The following is a 16,968-nucleotide window of genomic DNA, read 5'->3' as shown; positions in this document are numbered from 1 at the left end:
GGTGCCGGTGCGGGTCGCCCGCCCGCCGTCGCGGTCCCGGCCGTCAGAGGATCGGTGCGAACAGTCGCGCGACGTGCATCGCGATGCGTCGCCAGGCAGGCGAGCGGCGGTATTCGTTCGCATCGACCTCGTACGCCTGTGCGAAGTCGGCAACGAGCATCGTCTCGACCTCGTCGGCGAATGCGCGGTCGACGGTCAGCACCATGATCTCGAAATTGAGGCGGAACGAGCGGTTGTCGAGATTCGCGCTGCCGATCGCCGCCGCGATGCGGTCGATCAGCACGACCTTCTGGTGCAGGAAGCCGGGCCGGTAGCGGAATACCTTCACGCCTGCATCGATCAGATCGCGCGCGTACAGCTTCGACGCCTCGAATACCACGTAGTGATCGCGTCGGCTCGGAATCAGGATGCGCACGTCGACGCCGCGCATGACGGCGAGCTTCAGCGCGGAGATCACGGCTTCGTCGGGAACGAGGTACGGCGTGGTGATCCAGACCCGTTCGCGCGCAGCGTTGATCGCCTCGACGAAGAACAGCGAGCCCGTCTCCTGCTTGTCGGCCGGCCCCATCGGCACGGCGAGGCAATGCATGTTGTCGCCCGGCTGCGCGGGCGGCGGCATCGCGAGCGGCGGCAGCTTCTGCGTCGCCCAGTGCCAGTCTTCGGCGAACACGTACTGGATGCTCGCGACCACGGGGCCGCGTATCTCGATGTGCGTGTCGCGCCACGGCGACAGGCGCGGCTTCGCCCCGAGATATTCGACGCCGACGTTGTGGCCGCCGACGAACGCGCGATTGCCGTCGACGACGACGATCTTGCGGTGGTTGCGGAAGTTGAGCTGGAAACGGTTGACGAACTTCCGGTTGGTCGCGAAAGGATGAACCTCGACGCCGCCCCGGCGCAATGTGTCGACGTAGCTGTGCGGCAAGTCGAAGCTGCCGATGCTGTCGTACAGGAGGCAGCAGCGCACGCCGGCTGCCGCACGCGCGAGCAGCGAGTCGCGCAGCATCCGGCCGAGCGCATCGTCGCGCACGATGAAGAACTGCACCACCACGTAATCGCGCGCGGCGTCGATTGCGGCCAGGATCGCCGAGAACGTCGCATCGCCGTTCACGAGCGTGCGCACCGAATTGCCGCCGAGGAACGGCATGCCGCCGAGCCGCGTGAGCGCGAGCACCGCGGCCTGGCCGATCGCGTCGGCGGCCGGCCCGTCGGTCGCGTCGGTGCTGAGCCAGGGCGAGCGGGGTGTGTGCATGCGTAACATTTCCAGCTCGTGGCGCCGGGCATCGACGTAGCCGGAGAACTTGCTGCGACCGAGGAACAGGTATGGAACGAGCGTCAGGTACGGCATGGCCGCAAGCGAGACGGCCCATGCGATCGCGCCTTGCGACGTGCGCGTGTTCATGATCGCGTGGCACGCCGCGACGATCCCGAGCACATGGATGGTCAGGATCAGGGTGCCGAGATGTAGCCAGTCGAGGGTCATGGGCGCGTGACGGACTCCTGAGGTCGCGCGGCCGGGCGGCCGCCTACGCGCATCTTACCCAACCGTGCGGCGCAATGGTGCGCCGCACGGCGGGCGGGCCGGAAAGGCTCAGGCCTTGCGCGGCAGGTCGGACGCCTGGATCAGGAAGACGGCGTCGTCGCCCGCGCTGGTGGGCAGCCACGTGAGTTCGAGGCCGCCGAACGCGGCTTCGACGTTCTCGCGCTCGTTGCCGATCTCGACGACGAGCACGCCGTCGTCGTGCAGCCAGCGATGGGCTTCGGCGACGATGCGTCGCACGATGTTCATCCCGTCATCGCCGCCCGCGAGCGCCATCTCCGGCTCGTGGCGGTACTCGGGCGGCAGTGCGGCCATCGACGACGCATTCACGTACGGCGGGTTCGTCAGGATCACGTCGTAACGCGTGCCCGGGTCGGTGCGGAACGCGGGCAGCGGCGCGTAGAGGTCGCCGCGGTGCAGTGCGACGCGGTCTTCGAGGCCGTAGTCGCGCACGTTGATCTCGGCGACTTCGAGGGCCTTGTCGGACAGGTCGACCGCGTCGATCTCGGCATTCGGGAACGCGCTCGCCGCGAGGATCGCGAGGCAGCCCGAGCCCGTGCACAGCTCGAGCACGGCGCCGACCTGTTCGGGATCGGCGACGTACGGCTGCAGCCCGTCGTCGAGCAGTTCGCCGATGAACGAGCGCGGCACGATCACGCGTTCGTCGACGTAGAAGCGGTGGCCATGCATCCAGGCTTCATGCGTGAGGTACGCGGCCGGCACGCGGTCGGTCGCGCGCCGTTCGATCACCGCGAGCACGGCCGCGATTTCGTCGGGCAGGAGCCGTGCATCGAGGAACGGCTCGAGCGTGTCGAGCGGCAGTTCGAGCGTGCGCAGCACGAGATAGGCCGCTTCGTCGTACGCATTGTCGGAGCCGTGGCCGAACGCGAGCTTCGCCTTCGAAAAGCGCGTGACCGCGTAGCGCAGCAGGTCGCGAACAGTGGCAAAAGGTGTCGTCATGCGAGGCTCCATCAGGCGATCAGTTGTTCGAGCACGCGGCGGTACACGTTCTTCAGCGGATCGATGAAGCGCACTTCGATGTGCTCGTCGATCTTGTGGATGCTGCCGTTCGGCGGGCCGAACTCGATCACCTGCGGGCAGATGCGCGCGATGAAACGGCCGTCCGACGTGCCGCCCGTGGTCGACAGCTCGGTCGTGATGCCGGTCTCGGTGCGGATCGCGTTTTCCAGCGCGCCCGACAGCTCGCCGCGCGGCGTGAGGAACGGCAGGCCGCTCACCGACCACTTCAGCGTGTATTCGAGGCCGTGCTTGTCGAGAATCGCGTGCACGCGCGCCTGCAGGCCCTCGACCGTGCTCGCGGTCGAGAAGCGGAAGTTGAACAGCAGGTCGGCATGGCCGGGGATCACGTTGGTCGCGCCGGTGCCGGCGTGCAGGTTCGACACCTGCCAGGTGGTCGGCGGGAAATATTCGTTGCCTTCGTCCCACTGCTCGGCGGCGAGTTCGGCGAGCGCCGGCGCGAGCAGGTGGATCGGGTTCTTCGCGAGGTGCGGATAGGCGATGTGGCCCTGTACGCCCTTGACGACCAGTTCGCCCGACATCGAGCCGCGGCGGCCGTTCTTGACGACGTCGCCGAGTTCGCGGGTCGACGTCGGTTCGCCGACGATGCAGTAGTCCATGCGTTCGCCGCGCGCTTCGAGCAGCTCGACGACCTTCACGGTGCCGTCGGTGGCGGGGCCTTCCTCGTCGCTCGTGATCAGGAACGCGATCGCGCCGCGGTGGCCGGGGTGTGCCGCGACGAATTCCTCGGATGCGACGACGAACGCCGCGAGCGATGTCTTCATGTCGGCCGCGCCGCGGCCGTACAGCTTGCCGTCCCGATGGGCGGGGATGAACGGCGGCGAGCTCCATTGCTCGAGCGGGCCGGTCGGTACGACGTCGGTGTGGCCCGCGAAGGCGAGCAGCTTGCCGTCGCGGCCGTCGGCGCCGCGCTTGACGGCCCACAGGTTGGTCACGCCGTGCGACGCGATGGTCTCGCATTCGAAGCCGAGCGCGGCGAGGCGCTCGGTCAGGATCTGCTGGCAATGCTGGTCGTCGGGCGTGACGGACGCGCGGGCGATCAGCTGTTCGGTAAGAGCTAGGGTGGCGGACATGGTTCGGACCACTTTCGATAAAAAATGCCGGCGCGGTGGCCGGCAGCGACAAGACGTCGGGCTGCGCCGACAGGCGCAGCGCGGGCGGCCCTATGCGGCAAACAGCGCCGCGTATTGATCGGCCACGAAGCCGAGCGATTTCACGCGGCCGTTGACCACCAGCACGGGACGCTTGATGACCGACGGCTTGTGGATCATCAGCGCGACCGCGCCGGTCTTCGTTTCGGCGGCCGCCTTCATTGCGTCGTCGAGGCCGCGCCACGTGGTGCCGCGCTTGTTGACGAGTGCGTCGAGCGACACGTCCTTCAGCCAGTCTTCGATCAGCGGCGCGCTGACGCCGAGCTTCTTGAAGTCGTGGAACTCGAATTCGACGCCGTGATCGTCGAGCCACACGCGGGCCTTCTTCACGGTGTCGCAGTTCGGAATGCCGTAGACGACCACGGTGTGCGGCTTCGCCATCAGTCGCCTCGCAGCAGCTCGTTCAGGCCGACCTTCGCGCGCGTCTTCGCGTCGACCTTCTTGACGATCACCGCGCAATACAGGCTGTGCGAGCCGTCCTTCGACGGCAGATTGCCGGCGACGACGACCGAACCGGCCGGGATGCGGCCGTAGCTGACTTCGCCCGTCTCGCGATCGTAGATCTTCGTGCTCTGGCCGAGGTACACGCCCATCGAGATCACCGAGTTTTCCTCGACGATCACGCCTTCGACGACTTCCGAGCGGGCGCCGATGAAGCAGTTGTCTTCGATGATGACCGGGTTCGCCTGCAGCGGCTCGAGCACGCCGCCGATGCCGACGCCGCCCGACAGGTGCACGTTCTTGCCGATCTGCGCGCACGAACCAACCGTTGCCCACGTGTCGACCATCGTGCCTTCGTCGACGTACGCGCCGATGTTGGTGTACGACGGCATCAGCACGACGTTCTTCGCGATGAACGAGCCGCGGCGCGCGATGGCCGGCGGGACGACGCGGAAGCCGCCTGCGGCGAAATCTTCTGCCGTGTAGTTCGCGAACTTCGACGGCACCTTGTCGTAGAACTGCGAGTAGCCGCCGGCGGGCATCGGCGCGTTGTCCTCCAGGCGGAACGACAGCAGCACGGCCTTCTTCAGCCACTGATGCACGGTCCAGTTGCCGTCGATCTTCTCGGCAACGCGCAGCGCGCCTTTGTCGAGCTGCTCGATCGCGTGCGCGACGGCTTCGCGGACGTCGGCCGGCGCGGCCTTCGGCGACAGCTCGGCGCGGTTGTCCCAGGCGGTATCGATGATTTGCTGAAGTTGTTGCGACATGTTCGTTTTCGCAGGAGATTGGATGGAATTGATCGGATGGACGATTACCGCGCGAGAGACCGGCAGAAATCGACGATGCGTTGCGCGCCCTCGACGCATTCGGGGGTGCCCGCGACGAGCGCGATCCGGATGAAATCGCGGCCCGGATTCGTGCCGTGCGCATCGCGCGCCAGGTACGAGCCGGGCAGAACCGTCACATTATAGTCGGCGTACAGGCGACGGGCGAACTCGGTGTCCGACAGGCCGGTGCGCGACACGTCGGCCCACAGGTAGAACGCCGCGTCGGGCAGTTTCACGTCGATCACGTCGGCGAGCATCGGCGTGACCGTGTTGAACTTCTGCAGGTACAGCGCGCGGTTCTCGCGCACGTGCGCCTCGTCGTTCCACGCGGCGATGCTCGCGTGCTGCCAGACCGGCGACAGCGCCGCGCCGTGGTACGTGCGGTACAGCAGGAATTTCTTCAGCAGCGCGGCGTCGCCGGCGACGAAACCCGAGCGCATGCCCGGCACGTTCGAGCGTTTCGACAGGCTCGACAGCATCACGAGCCGCTCGAAGCCGCGGCCGAGGCGGTGCGCGGCCTCGAGGCCGCCGAGCGGCGGTGCCGCTTCGTCGAAATAGATCTCCGAATAGCACTCGTCGGACGCGATCACGAAACCGTGGCGGTCGGACAGCGCGAACAGCTCGCGCCAGTCGTCGAGCGTCAGCACGGCGCCCGTCGGGTTGCCCGGCGAGCAGACGTACAGCAGCTGCGTGCGCGCCCAGACCGCGTCGGGCACCGACGCGTAGTCGCACGCGAAGTTGCGGGCCGGGTCGCTGTTCGCGAAATAGGGTTCGGCACCGGCCAGCAGCGCCGCGCCTTCGTAAATTTGATAGAAAGGATTCGGACAGAGTACGATCGCCTTCTCGCCCGTTTCGGACGGGCGTGCGTCGATCACCGTCTGGGCAAGCGAGAACAGCGCCTCGCGCGAGCCCGACACGGGCAGCACCTGCGTGGCCGGATCGATGGCCGGCAGCCCGTAGCGGCGCTCGAGCCAGTGCGCGATCGACGTACGCAGCGCGTCCGAGCCGGCGGTGGCCGGGTACGACGCGAGACCGTCGAGGGCGGCCACTACGGCGTCGCGGATCAGCGCCGGGGTCGCATGTTTGGGCTCGCCGATGCCGAAGCTGATCGGTTTGAGGGCGCCGGAAGGCGTCACGTCCTTGAACAGGGCGCGCAGCTTTTCGAAGGGATAGGGCTGGAGCGAGTCGAGTCGAGGGTTCACGGGCGAAGCGGCCATCGCGGCCGGTTGGAGCGAAAGAAGCGGCGGGCGCGCCGCGCTGCTGCGAACGGGCGCCGCGGGCGCACGGGTCGCAACGGACGATTATAGCGTGACGGAACGCGGTCACGGCCTGCCGGAACGGCGGCCGGGCCGGTCGAATAAAGGGTATCGAACCAAATGAATAACGCGGTACGCGGCAGCCTGCCGACGCTGGCCATCCTGATCGGCGCATCGGTATGGGGCCTGATCTGGTATCCGCTGCGGATCCTTGCGTCGCTCGGCGTGACGGGCACGCTCGCGAGCGCGCTGACGAGCCTCGTCGCGTTCCTGTTCGTGATCGTCGCGCGGCACCGCACGATCGCGACGCTGCGCTGGCACTGGGTGCTGGCCGGCATCGCGGTGACGGCCGGCGTGACGAACCTCGGGTTCGTGTGGGGCACGATCCACGGCGAAGTGCTGCGCGTGATGCTGCTGTTCTACCTGACCCCCGCGTGGACCGCGATCTACGCGCACTTCCTGCTGCGCGAGCGGCTGACCTGGGCGGGCGCGGGGCTCGCGGCGCTGTCGATCGGCGGCGCGATGCTGATGCTGTGGTCGCCGGCGCTCGGCTTGCCGCTGCCGGCCAGCCCGGCCGAATGGGCCGGCCTAGCCGCCGGGCTGAGTTTCGCGATGAGCAACGTGCTCGTGATCAAGGCGAGCCGCGAACTGCCGGAGATGCGCGCGGAGATGCGCACCGCGACGCTGTTCGGCGGCGCGGCCGTGTTCGGCGCGATCGCGTCGCTGTTCGAGGGGCTGCCGGCTGCGCCGGCGGGCGGCCAGCTCGGTGTCGCCGCGCTGATCATCGTCGCGATCGGCGTGACGATGGCGTCGAACAACCTGCTCGTACAGTACGGGCTCGCGCGTGTGCCGGCGAACCGTGCGTCGATCATCATGCTGTTCGAGATCGTGATCACCGCGCTGTCGGCGTGGGTGTTCGCGAACGAGCTGCCGACCGCGCGCGAGTGGGCGGGCGGCGCGTGCATCGTGCTGGCCACGCTGCTGTCGAGCCGGGTCCATCGTGCCGCGCCGGCACCGGACAAACCCGGCGACGGTCGGGACGGTGCACGCGCGATGGTATGATGGAAGCCGTTTGCGGGGCCCAACGCTGGATGCGCGCGGCCCCGCTTTTGAATTCCGGGGCGCGTCGCGCGCATGGGCCGTCCGGCCTCGCGCAGTGCGGCTCCGTCCGTTTCACACCTTCTTCACATCCGATACCGCCGTGCGTCTGAGCTCGATCAAACTCGCTGGCTTCAAATCCTTTGTCGATCCCACGCATTTCCAGGTTCCGGGCCAGCTTGTCGGCGTGGTGGGCCCGAACGGGTGCGGCAAGTCCAACATCATCGACGCCGTGCGCTGGGTGCTCGGCGAGTCGCGCGCTTCCGAGCTGCGCGGCGAGTCGATGCAGGACGTGATCTTCAACGGCTCGACCGCCCGCAAGCCCGGCAGCCGGGCCAGCGTCGAACTGATCTTCGACAACTCCGACGGCCGCGCGGCCGGCCAGTGGGGCCAGTACGGCGAGATCGCCGTGAAGCGCGTGCTCACGCGCGACGGCACGTCGAGTTACTACATCAACAACCTGCCGGCGCGTCGCCGCGACATCCAGGACATCTTCCTCGGCACGGGCCTCGGGCCGCGTGCGTACGCGATCATCGGGCAGGGCATGATCGCGCGGATCATCGAGGCGAAGCCGGAAGAGCTGCGCGTGTTCCTCGAGGAAGCCGCGGGCGTCTCGAAGTACAAGGAGCGCCGCCGCGAGACCGAGAACCGCCTGCACGACACGCGCGAGAACCTGACGCGCGTCGAGGACATCGTCCGCGAACTCGGTGCGAACCTCGAGAAGCTCGAGGCGCAGGCCGTCGTCGCGACCAAGTACAAGGAACTCGTCGCCGACGGCGAGGAGAAGCAGCGCCTGCTGTGGCTGCTGCGCAAGAACGAGGCCGCGGGCGAGCAGCAGAAGCAGCAGCGCGCGATCGAACAGGCGCAGATCGACCTCGAGGCGCAGACGGCGAAGCTGCGCGAGGTCGAGGCGCAGCTCGAGACACTGCGTGTCGCGCATTACTCGGCGAGCGACGCGATGCAGGGCGCGCAGGGTTCGCTCTACGAGGCGAATGCCGAGGTGAGCCGCCTCGAAGCCGAGATCAAGTTCATCGTCGAATCGCGCAATCGTGTGCAGGCGCAGATCGCCGCGCTGAACGCGCAGCGCGAGCAATGGCGCGCGCAGGCCGAGAAGGCGCAGGACGAGCTCGAGGAAGCCGAGGAAGCGCGCGCGATGGCCGACGAGAAGGCCGCGCTCGCCGAAGACAACGCCGCCGCGAAGCACGACGCGCTGCCGGCGCTCGAAGCGAAATGGCGCGATGCGCAGGCGCAGCTCAACGACGAGCGCGCGCGGATCGCGCAGACCGAACAGTCGCTGAAACTCGAGGCCGCGCACCAGCGCAACGCCGACCAGCAGCTTCAGCAGCTTCAGCAGCGCCATGAGCGCCTGAAGAGCGAAGCGGGCGGGCTCGACGCGCCGGACGAAGCCCAGCTCGAAGAGCTGCGCATGCAGCTGGCCGAGCAGGAAGAGATCCTTGCCGAAGCGCAGGCGCGCCTCGCCGACGCGCAGGAAACGGTGCCGCGCCTCGATGGCGAACGCCGTGCCGCGCAGGAGCGCGTGCAGGCCGAGGCCGCGCAGATCCACCAGCTCGAGGCGCGTCTCGCCGCGTTGAAGCAACTGCAGGAAAACGTGCAGACCGAAGGCAAGGTGCAGCCGTGGCTCGACAAGCACGAGCTCGGCGCGCTGCCGCGCCTGTGGAAGAAGCTGCACGTCGAGGCCGGCTGGGAAGCGGCGCTCGAGGCCGTGCTGCGCGAGCGTCTCGCCGCGCTCGAAGTGTCGAATCTCGACTGGGTGAAGGCATTCGCGACCGATGCGCCGCCGGCGAAGCTCGCGTTCTATGCGCCGCCCGCGGCCGGCGAACCGCCCGCGGCCGTGGCGGGCCTGCGTCCGGTGCTGTCGCTCGTGCGCATCGACGATGCGGGCATCCGTGCGGTGCTGAACGACTGGCTCGGCAACGTGTACGTCGCCGACGACGTTGCACAGGCGCTCGCGACGCGCACGCAGCTGCCGGCAGGCGGCGCGTTCGTCGTCAAGGCCGGCCATGTCGTTACGCGCGTCGGCGTGCAGCTCTATGCCGCCGATTCGGAACAGGCCGGGATGCTGGCCCGCCAGCAGGAAATCGAAAACCTGACGCGCCAGGTGCGTGCGCAGGCGCTGCTCGCCGACGAGGCGCGCACGGCGGCCGTGCGCGCGGAAGCCGCGCACACGCAGGCCACGCAGGCGCTCGGCGACGTGCGCGCACAGGCCGAGCGTGCGACGCAACGCGTGCACGCGCTGCAGATGGACGTGCTGAAGCTCGCGCAGGCGCACGAACGTTACACGCAGCGCAGCACGCAGATCCGCGAGGAACTCGAGGAAATCGGCGCGCAGATCGAAGAGCAGCGCGCGATGCGCGCGGAATCGGAAGCGAATTTCGAGCGTTTCGACGGCGAACTCGCGGAGCTGCAGGCGCGCTTCGAGGACAACCAGCTCGCATTCGAAGCGCTCGACGAATCGCTGACGCAGGCGCGTCAGGAAGCGCGTGACCTGGAGCGCGGCGCGAACGACGCACGCTTCGCCGCGCGCAACGCGGTGACGCGGATCGACGAACTCAAGCGCAGCATCCAGGTTGCGCACGAGCAGAGCGAACGTGTTGCCGGATCGCTGGAAGACGCACGCGCCGAACTCGAGACGATCAACGAGCAGACCGCGCACACGGGCCTGCAGGACGCGCTCGAAGTTCGTGCGGTGAAGGAAGAGGCGCTGCAGGCCGCGCGGATCGAACTCGACGACCTGACCGCGAAGCTGCGCGCGTCGGACGAGCAGCGGCTCGTCGCCGAGCGCTCGCTGCAGCCGCTGCGCGACCGCATCACCGAATTGCAGTTGAAGGAGCAGGCCGCGCGCCTGGCGGTCGAGCAGTTCGCCGAGCAACTGACGGCGGCCGAGGTCGACGAGGAAGCGCTGCGCGAGAAGCTCACGCCGGATCTGAAGCCGTCGTACCTGCAAGGCGAGGTCACGCGCCTGAACAATGCGATCAATGCGCTCGGCCCGGTGAACATGGCCGCGCTCGACGAGCTGAAGGCTGCGAGCGAGCGCAAGGTGTTCCTCGATGCGCAATCGGCCGACCTGATCGACGCGATCACGACGCTCGAGGATGCGATCCACAAGATCGACCAGGAAACCCGCACGCTGCTGCAAGGCACCTTCGACGAGGTCAACCGTCACTTCAGCGACCTTTTCCCGCGCCTGTTCGGCGGCGGCCAGGCGAAGCTGATCATGACGGGCGACGAGATCCTCGATGCCGGCGTGCAGGTGATGGCGCAGCCGCCGGGCAAGAAGAACGCGACGATTCACCTGCTGTCGGGCGGCGAGAAGGCGCTGACCGCGACCGCACTGGTGTTCGCGATGTTCCAGCTCAATCCGGCGCCGTTCTGTCTGCTCGACGAGGTCGACGCGCCGCTCGACGACGCGAACACCGAGCGTTTCGCGAATCTCGTGCGCGCGATGTCCGACAAGACGCAGTTCCTGTTCATCTCGCACAACAAGATCGCGATGGAGATGGCGCAGCAGCTGATCGGCGTGACGATGCAGGAGCAGGGCGTGTCGCGGATCGTCGCGGTGGACATGGAAACCGCCGCGGGTTTTGCCCAGAATTGACGTTTGACGAAACCGGACCGCGTTCGCGCGGCGCATGGGCGCCCGTTCGCGGTTCCGACGAACAAGAATTGCTGATGGAGCGTGCATGGACGAGTTGACACTCGGTTTGATCGGCGCGGGCGCCGTCGTGGTGGGCGGCGTCGTGGTCTACAACGCATGGCAGGGCGCGAAGGTGCGGCGCAGGATGCCGCGCCCGATGCCGGAGGAAGCGGCCGAGGCGATGAACCGCCCCGAGCGCGACGAAGAGTTGCCGTTCATCGAGCCGGTGCGTCAGCCGGTGCGGCGCGAGCCTGCGGCGCCGGCTGCTGCGGCTGCCGCGTCGGCGGAAGTCGCGCGTGTCGAGCCGACCTTCGGCGGTGCGGCGCCTGCCGACATGCCGGCCGATCTGCAGGCCGAGGCGACCGGCGTCGAGTCGCCGGCCGAGCCGGTCGACGCGGTTGCCGGCGAAGACACCGTGCCGGCCGCCGCGCACGACACGCACGCTGAAGCGGCCGAGCCGGTCGAACCCGTGCTGCCGGCCGCGACGACGATCTCGTCGGCACCGCCGGCGATCGTCGACCGCCGGATCGATTGCATCGTGCCGATCCGCCTCACCGGTTTGCTGCCGGGCGACAAGATCCTGCCGGCCGCGCAGCGGCTGCGCCGCGCGGGCAGCAAGCCCGTGCATATCGAAGGCAAGCCCGAAGGCGGCCAGTGGGAGCTGCTGCAGAACGGCGTGCGCTACGAGGAACTGCGCGCGGCCGCGCAGCTCGCGAACCGCAGCGGCGCGCTGAACGAGCTCGAGTTCTCCGAATTCGTGACGGGTGTCCAGCAGTTCGCCGACGCGATCGACGGCGCGCCGGAATTCCCGGACATGATGGAAACGGTCGCGATGGCGCGCGAGCTCGACGCGTTTGCCGCGCAATGCGACGCCCAGTTGTCGATCAACGTGATGTCGGACGGCGCGCCGTGGTCGGCGAACTACGTGCAGGCGGTCGCGTCGCAGGACGGGCTGCTGCTGTCGCGCGACGGCACGCGTTTCGTGAAGCTCGACGCGAAGCAGAACCCGGTGTTCATGCTGCAGTTCGGCGACACGAACTTCCTGCGTGACGACCTCACGTACAAGGGCGGCAACATGATCACGCTGGTGCTCGACGTGCCGGTCGCCGAAGAGGACATCCTGCCGTTCCGGCTGATGTGCGACTACGCGAAGTCGCTGTCCGAACGGATCGGTGCGCGGGTCGTCGACGATTCGCGCCGGCCGCTGCCGGAATCGACGCTCGTCGCGATCGACCAGCAACTGATGAAGCTGTACGCGAAGCTCGAGGAAGCCGGCATCCCGGCCGGTTCGCCGGTCACGCGCCGCCTCTTCAGCCAGTAACGCGAACGCACGGGCGGCGGGCTTCGGGGCCGCCGTTCGTCGCTGCGGCGCACACCTCGCTGTTTGCGCTGCAGCACGCGCATCGGGCGCGTTTTGCGCGCCCCGCCACGGCGGCAAACTGAGATAATCGGGCATCCGATTTTCTCAGAACGAATCTGCCGCCAGCATGGCCCGAACCCAAGCCGAACCGCCAGCCAGCCAGCCCGACGCGCGCGCCGCGTGGCTGCGCGACCAACTCGAGCGGGCGAACTACGCCTACTACGTGCTCGATCAGCCGGATCTGCCCGACGCCGAGTACGACCGACTGTTTCGCGAGTTGCAGCAGCTCGAAACCGATCATCCCGAACTCGTGACGCCCGATTCGCCGACGCAGCGCGTGGGCGGCGAGGCGGCCGGCGGCTTCACGCCGGTCGTCCACGATGCGCCGATGCTGTCGCTGAACAACGGCTTTGCCGACGAGGACATCGTCGCGTTCGACAAGCGCGTCGCCGATGCGCTCGACAAGGCGACCGATCTCGCCGGTTCGGTGACGGAGCCGGTCGACTACGCGTGCGAACTGAAGTTCGACGGTCTCGCGATCTCGCTGCGTTACGAGCAGGGCGTATTCGTGCAGGCGTCGACGCGCGGCGACGGCACGACCGGCGAGGACGTGACCGAGAACGTGCGCACGATCCGCTCGATTCCGCTGAAGCTGAAGGGCAAGAACGTGCCGGCCGTACTCGACGTGCGCGGCGAGGTGCTGATGTTCAAGCGCGATTTCGCACGCCTGAACGAACGCCAGCGCGCGGCCGAGCAGCGCGAATTCGCGAACCCGCGCAACGCGGCGGCCGGCAGCCTGCGCCAGCTCGACTCGAAGATCACCGCGCAGCGTCCGCTGTCGTTCTTCGCGTACGGGATCGGCGTGCTCGACGGGATGCCGATGCCCGATACGCACAGCGCGCTGCTCGACTGGTACGAGTCGCTCGGCCTGCCCGTGAACCGCGAGCGCGCGGTCGTGCAGGGCGCCGAGGGCTTGCTCGACTTCTTCCGCAAGGTCGGCGAGAAGCGCGAGTCGCTGCCCTACGACATCGACGGTGTCGTCTACAAGGTCAACCGGCGTGACGAGCAGGAGCGCCTCGGCTTCGTGTCGCGTGCGCCGCGCTTCGCGCTTGCTCACAAGTTCCCCGCGCAGGAAGCGCTGACGAAGCTCGTCGCGATCGACGTGCAGGTCGGGCGCACCGGCGCGATCACGCCGGTCGCGCGCCTCGAGCCGGTGTTTGTCGGCGGGGCGACGGTGACCAACGCGACGCTGCACAACGAGGACGAGGTGCGCCGCAAGGACATCCGGATCGGCGATACCGTGATCGTGCGCCGCGCCGGCGACGTGATCCCCGAGGTGGTCGGTGCGCTGCTCGACCGGCGCCCGGCCGATGCGGCCGAATTCGTGATGCCGACCGAATGCCCGGTGTGCGGCTCGAAGATCGAGCGCCTGCCGGACGAGGCGATCGCGCGCTGCACGGGCGGCCTGTTCTGCCCGGCGCAACGCAAGCAGGCGCTGTGGCACTTCGCGCAGCGCCGCGCGCTCGACATCGACGGCCTCGGCGAGAAGATCATCGACCAGCTCGTCGAACTGAATCTCGTGCGCACGCCGGCGGACCTGTTCAATCTCGGCTTTGCGACGCTCGCCGAGCTCGATCGGTTTGCCGAGAAGTCCGCACAGAACCTGCTCGACTCGCTCGAGAAGGCGAAGCACACGACGCTCGCGCGCTTCATTTACGGGCTCGGTATCCGCCACGTGGGCGAATCGACTGCGAAGGATCTCGCGAAGCATTTCGGCTCGCTCACGCCGATCATGGACGCGTCGATCGAAGAGCTGCTCGAAGTCAACGACGTCGGGCCGATCGTCGCCGAGTCGATTCATCAGTTCTTCGCGGAAGAGCACAACCGGACCGTGATCGAGCAGTTGCGCGCACCGGGCAAGGTGACGTGGCCGGAAGGGCCGCCCGCGCCGAAGGCGCCGCAGGGCGTGCTGGCCGGCAAGACCGTCGTGCTGACGGGCACGCTGCCGACGCTCACGCGCGATGCCGCGAAGGAAATGCTCGAAGCGGCGGGCGCGAAAGTGGCCGGTTCGGTATCGAAGAAGACGGATTACGTGGTCGCGGGCGCCGAAGCCGGCAGCAAGCTCGCGAAGGCCGAGGAACTCGGCATCCCCGTGCTGGACGAAGACGGTCTGCACCAACTCCTGGAGGGCAATACGCCATGATTCGCGAGATCCTGAAGATGGGCGATCCGCGCCTGCTCGAAGTCGCCAAGCCGGTCGAGCGGTTCGATACACCCGAGCTGCACGAGATCGTCGCGGACATGTTCGAGACGATGCACCATGCGAACGGCGCCGGCCTGGCCGCGCCGCAGATCGGCATCGGGCTGCAGATCATCATCTTCGGCTTCGGCAACAACAACCGCTACCCGGAAGCGCCGCCGGTGCCCGAGACCGTGCTGATCAACCCGAAGGTCGAATACATGCCGCCGGACATGGAAGAGGGCTGGGAAGGCTGCCTGTCGGTGCCGGGCATGCGCGGCGTCGTCAGCCGCTATGCGAAGGTGCGCTACAGCGGCTTCGACCAGTTCGGCGAGAAGATCGATCGTGTCGCCGACGGTTTTCACGCACGCGTCGTCCAGCACGAATACGACCACCTGATCGGCAAGCTGTATCCGATGCGGATCACCGATTTCACGCGCTTCGGCTTCACGGAAGTGCTGTTCCCGGGGCTCGATCCGGCTTCCGACGACTGATCCCTCTGCTTTCCCGGTTTCTCGCAGACAAGAAAAAGCCCGCTTGCGCGGGCTTTTTCATTGCATGGTGCACGTGTGGCGCGCCGGCGGTCAGAACGTCTCGTCGGCCGACAGATAGCGCCATTGCCCCTGCGGCAGTGCGCCGAGCATCACGCGGCCCATCCGGACGCGCTTCAGGCCGATCACGTCGAGACCCACCAGTTCGCACATGCGACGGATCTGGCGCTTCTTGCCTTCGCGCAGCACGAAGCGCAACTGCTCGCCGTTCTGCCAGCTCACCATCGCGGGCTTCAGCGCGACGCCATCGAGCTCGAGGCCGTGGCGCAGCTTCGCGAGCGATTCCGCCGGGAAGTGCTGGTCGATGTCGATCAGCCGTTCGCCGAAGCGCACGCGCACCAGGTATTCCTTGTCGATATCCGACTGCTCGCCGATCAGCTGCTTCGCGATCACGCCGTTCTGCGTCAGCACGAGCAGGCCGGTCGAATCGATGTCCAGGCGGCCGGCCGGTGCGAGCGCGTGCAGGTGCTGCGGCGAGAAGCGTACCGGCGAATGGTCGCCGCTCCAGCGGTTCGCGCGCGTGATCAGCACGGCTGCCGGCTCGTAGCCGTCTTCCGCCTGGCCCGACACATAACCGACGGGCTTGTGCAGCAGGATCGTCACTTGCGCGGCCTGCGCGGCGCTCGCGCGCTCGTCGATCTCGATCTTCTGGTCGGCGCGGACCTTGGTGCCGAGCGTGTCGATGCGTTCGCCGTCGACGAGCACCCAACCCTTTTCGATCCATTCGTCGGCTTCGCGGCGCGAGCACATGCCGAGCTCGGACATCCGCTTCGACAGGCGCATCAGGCCCGTTTCGTCGCCGTAGTCGACGTCGGCCGCCGCGCGCTTGACCGGCTGCGCGGTCTTGACCGCACCGAACGAGCGGCGTTCGCCGTCGCGCGCGGGGCGAGCCGGGCGGTCGCCGAAGCTGCGCTTCGCGCCTTCGCCGGCCGTCTTGTCGCGATAGGACGGGCGCTTGCCGTCGTCGGCGCCTGCGCGGCGCGGCGGACGATCGGACGACGGGCGGCGGTCGCCGAAGTTGCGCTTTGCACCTTCACCGGCCGCCTTGTCGCGATAGGACGAGCGTTTGTCGTCGTCGCCACCTGCGCGACGCGGACGTGCGTCGTCATCACGGCGCGGCGGACGGTCGGACGACGGGCGGCGATCGCCGAAGCTGCGCTTTGCACCTTCACCAGCTGCCTTGTCGCGATAGGGGGCACGCGGGCCGCCTTCACCACCGGCGCGACGCGGACGTGCGTCGTCATCGCGGCGCGGCGGACGATCGGACGACGGGCGACGGTCGCCGAAGCTGCGCTTCGCGCCTTCGCCGGATGCATTGTCTCGGTACGGCGCGCGTGCGCCGCCTTCACCACCGGCGCGACGCGGACGTGCATCGTCATCACGGCGGGGCGGACGATCGGACGACGGGCGGCGATCGCCGAAGCTGCGCTTCGCGCCTTCACCGGCTGCCTTGTCGCGATAGGACGAGCGTTTGTCGTCGTCGCCACCTGCGCGGCGCGGACGTGCATCGTCATCACGACGCGGCGGGCGATCGGACGACGTGCGGCGGTCGCCGAAGCTGCGCTTTGCACCTTCACCGGCTGCCTTGTCGCGATAGGACGAGCGTTTGTCGTCGTCGCCACCCGCGCGACGCGGACGTGCGTCGTCATCACGGCGCGGCGGACGATCGGACGACGTGCGGCGATCGCCGAAGCTGCGCTTCGCCCCTTCGCCGGCCGCGTTGTCGCGATACGGCGCGCGCGTGCCGCGTTCGGCACCGCCGTCACGCGGCGCACGCTTGGCCGGTGCGCGATCCGCGCCCGGGCGCTCGGC

12 protein-coding genes are annotated in these 16,968 nt (G+C 68.2%); 5 read left to right on the top strand and 7 right to left on the bottom strand.

Features of this window, described 5'->3' with window-relative positions; all coding sequences use genetic code 11:
* Window positions 1-43: 43 nt before the first annotated feature.
* From cls to dapC, 6 genes are all read right to left on the bottom strand, one after another.
* A complete protein-coding gene (gene cls, locus DPV74_RS22085; RefSeq protein ID WP_059694711.1) occupies window positions 44-1,483 on the bottom strand; it encodes a cardiolipin synthase in 1,440 nt (479 codons plus the stop codon).
* Between the two features lie 108 nt (window positions 1,484-1,591).
* Window positions 1,592-2,500 carry a 50S ribosomal protein L3 N(5)-glutamine methyltransferase gene (prmB, locus tag DPV74_RS22080; protein ID WP_119337959.1) on the bottom strand — a complete coding sequence of 303 codons (909 nt, stop codon included), beginning with the start codon at window positions 2,498-2,500 and terminating at the stop codon, window positions 1,592-1,594.
* A gap of 11 nt (window positions 2,501-2,511) precedes the next feature.
* Window positions 2,512-3,651, bottom strand: a complete 1,140-nt coding sequence (gene dapE / locus DPV74_RS22075; protein WP_027787080.1) for a succinyl-diaminopimelate desuccinylase — start codon at window positions 3,649-3,651, stop codon at window positions 2,512-2,514.
* Between the two features lie 90 nt (window positions 3,652-3,741).
* Window positions 3,742-4,110 (bottom strand): ArsC family reductase, encoded by a 369-nt coding sequence (locus tag DPV74_RS22070; RefSeq protein WP_006478478.1) that lies wholly within the window; start codon window positions 4,108-4,110, stop codon window positions 3,742-3,744.
* Window positions 4,110-4,937: a 2,3,4,5-tetrahydropyridine-2,6-dicarboxylate N-succinyltransferase gene (gene dapD, locus DPV74_RS22065; RefSeq protein ID WP_014896723.1), complete on the bottom strand. Its 828-nt coding sequence runs from the start codon at window positions 4,935-4,937 to the stop codon at window positions 4,110-4,112. Before dapD ends, DPV74_RS22070 begins: the two co-directional genes overlap by 1 nt.
* A 44-nt stretch (window positions 4,938-4,981) precedes the next feature.
* Window positions 4,982-6,214 carry a succinyldiaminopimelate transaminase gene (gene dapC, locus DPV74_RS22060; protein ID WP_119337958.1) on the bottom strand — a complete coding sequence of 411 codons (1,233 nt, stop codon included), beginning with the start codon at window positions 6,212-6,214 and terminating at the stop codon, window positions 4,982-4,984.
* A 159-nt stretch (window positions 6,215-6,373) separates the two neighbouring features.
* On the opposite strand from dapC, the gene DPV74_RS22055 reads away from it, so the two are divergent.
* The 5 genes from DPV74_RS22055 to def all read left to right on the top strand — a co-directional run bounded on the left by DPV74_RS22055 (window position 6,374) and on the right by def (window position 15,099).
* Window positions 6,374-7,315, top strand: a complete 942-nt coding sequence (locus DPV74_RS22055; protein ID WP_027787082.1) for a DMT family transporter — start codon at window positions 6,374-6,376, stop codon at window positions 7,313-7,315.
* A 139-nt stretch (window positions 7,316-7,454) separates the two neighbouring features.
* Window positions 7,455-10,967, top strand: coding sequence for a chromosome segregation protein SMC (smc, locus tag DPV74_RS22050; protein ID WP_027787083.1), 3,513 nt, complete (start codon window positions 7,455-7,457; stop codon window positions 10,965-10,967).
* A gap of 85 nt (window positions 10,968-11,052) precedes the next feature.
* Complete coding sequence (locus DPV74_RS22045) at window positions 11,053-12,327, top strand: cell division protein ZipA C-terminal FtsZ-binding domain-containing protein (protein ID WP_119337957.1); 1,275 nt, start codon at window positions 11,053-11,055, stop codon at window positions 12,325-12,327.
* A 166-nt stretch (window positions 12,328-12,493) separates the two neighbouring features.
* Window positions 12,494-14,569, top strand: coding sequence for an NAD-dependent DNA ligase LigA (gene ligA / locus DPV74_RS22040; protein WP_027787085.1), 2,076 nt, complete (start codon window positions 12,494-12,496; stop codon window positions 14,567-14,569).
* Window positions 14,566-15,099 carry a peptide deformylase gene (gene def, locus DPV74_RS22035; RefSeq protein ID WP_119337956.1) on the top strand — a complete coding sequence of 178 codons (534 nt, stop codon included), beginning with the start codon at window positions 14,566-14,568 and terminating at the stop codon, window positions 15,097-15,099. Before ligA ends, def begins: the two co-directional genes overlap by 4 nt.
* Before the next feature lie 90 nt (window positions 15,100-15,189).
* Here the strand turns inward: def and DPV74_RS22030 are convergent.
* A partial coding sequence (locus DPV74_RS22030; RefSeq protein ID WP_162923106.1) for a pseudouridine synthase occupies window positions 15,190-16,968 on the bottom strand: 1,779 nt, incomplete at its 5' end.

This window comes from Burkholderia sp. HAN2018 (genome assembly GCF_024704855.1).
Classification (GTDB): Bacteria; Pseudomonadota; Gammaproteobacteria; order Burkholderiales; family Burkholderiaceae; genus Burkholderia; species Burkholderia cepacia.
This window is presented reverse-complemented; position numbering and strand designations above follow the sequence as displayed.

Excerpts from the sequence above, each read along its gene's own strand:
- cls (WP_059694711.1), bottom strand. The coding sequence starts at position 1,483 with ATGACCCTCGACTGGCTACATCTCGGCACCCTGATCCTGACCATCCAT.
- prmB (WP_119337959.1), bottom strand. The coding sequence starts at position 2,500 with ATGACGACACCTTTTGCCACTGTTCGCGACCTGCTGCGCTACGCGGTC.
- dapE (WP_027787080.1), bottom strand. The coding sequence starts at position 3,651 with ATGTCCGCCACCCTAGCTCTTACCGAACAGCTGATCGCCCGCGCGTCC.
- DPV74_RS22070 (WP_006478478.1), bottom strand. The coding sequence starts at position 4,110 with ATGGCGAAGCCGCACACCGTGGTCGTCTACGGCATTCCGAACTGCGAC.
- dapD (WP_014896723.1), bottom strand. The coding sequence starts at position 4,937 with ATGTCGCAACAACTTCAGCAAATCATCGATACCGCCTGGGACAACCGC.
- dapC (WP_119337958.1), bottom strand. The coding sequence starts at position 6,214 with ATGGCCGCTTCGCCCGTGAACCCTCGACTCGACTCGCTCCAGCCCTAT.
- DPV74_RS22055 (WP_027787082.1), top strand. The coding sequence starts at position 6,374 with ATGAATAACGCGGTACGCGGCAGCCTGCCGACGCTGGCCATCCTGATC.
- DPV74_RS22045 (WP_119337957.1), top strand. The coding sequence starts at position 11,053 with ATGGACGAGTTGACACTCGGTTTGATCGGCGCGGGCGCCGTCGTGGTG.
- ligA (WP_027787085.1), top strand. The coding sequence starts at position 12,494 with ATGGCCCGAACCCAAGCCGAACCGCCAGCCAGCCAGCCCGACGCGCGC.
- def (WP_119337956.1), top strand. The coding sequence starts at position 14,566 with ATGATTCGCGAGATCCTGAAGATGGGCGATCCGCGCCTGCTCGAAGTC.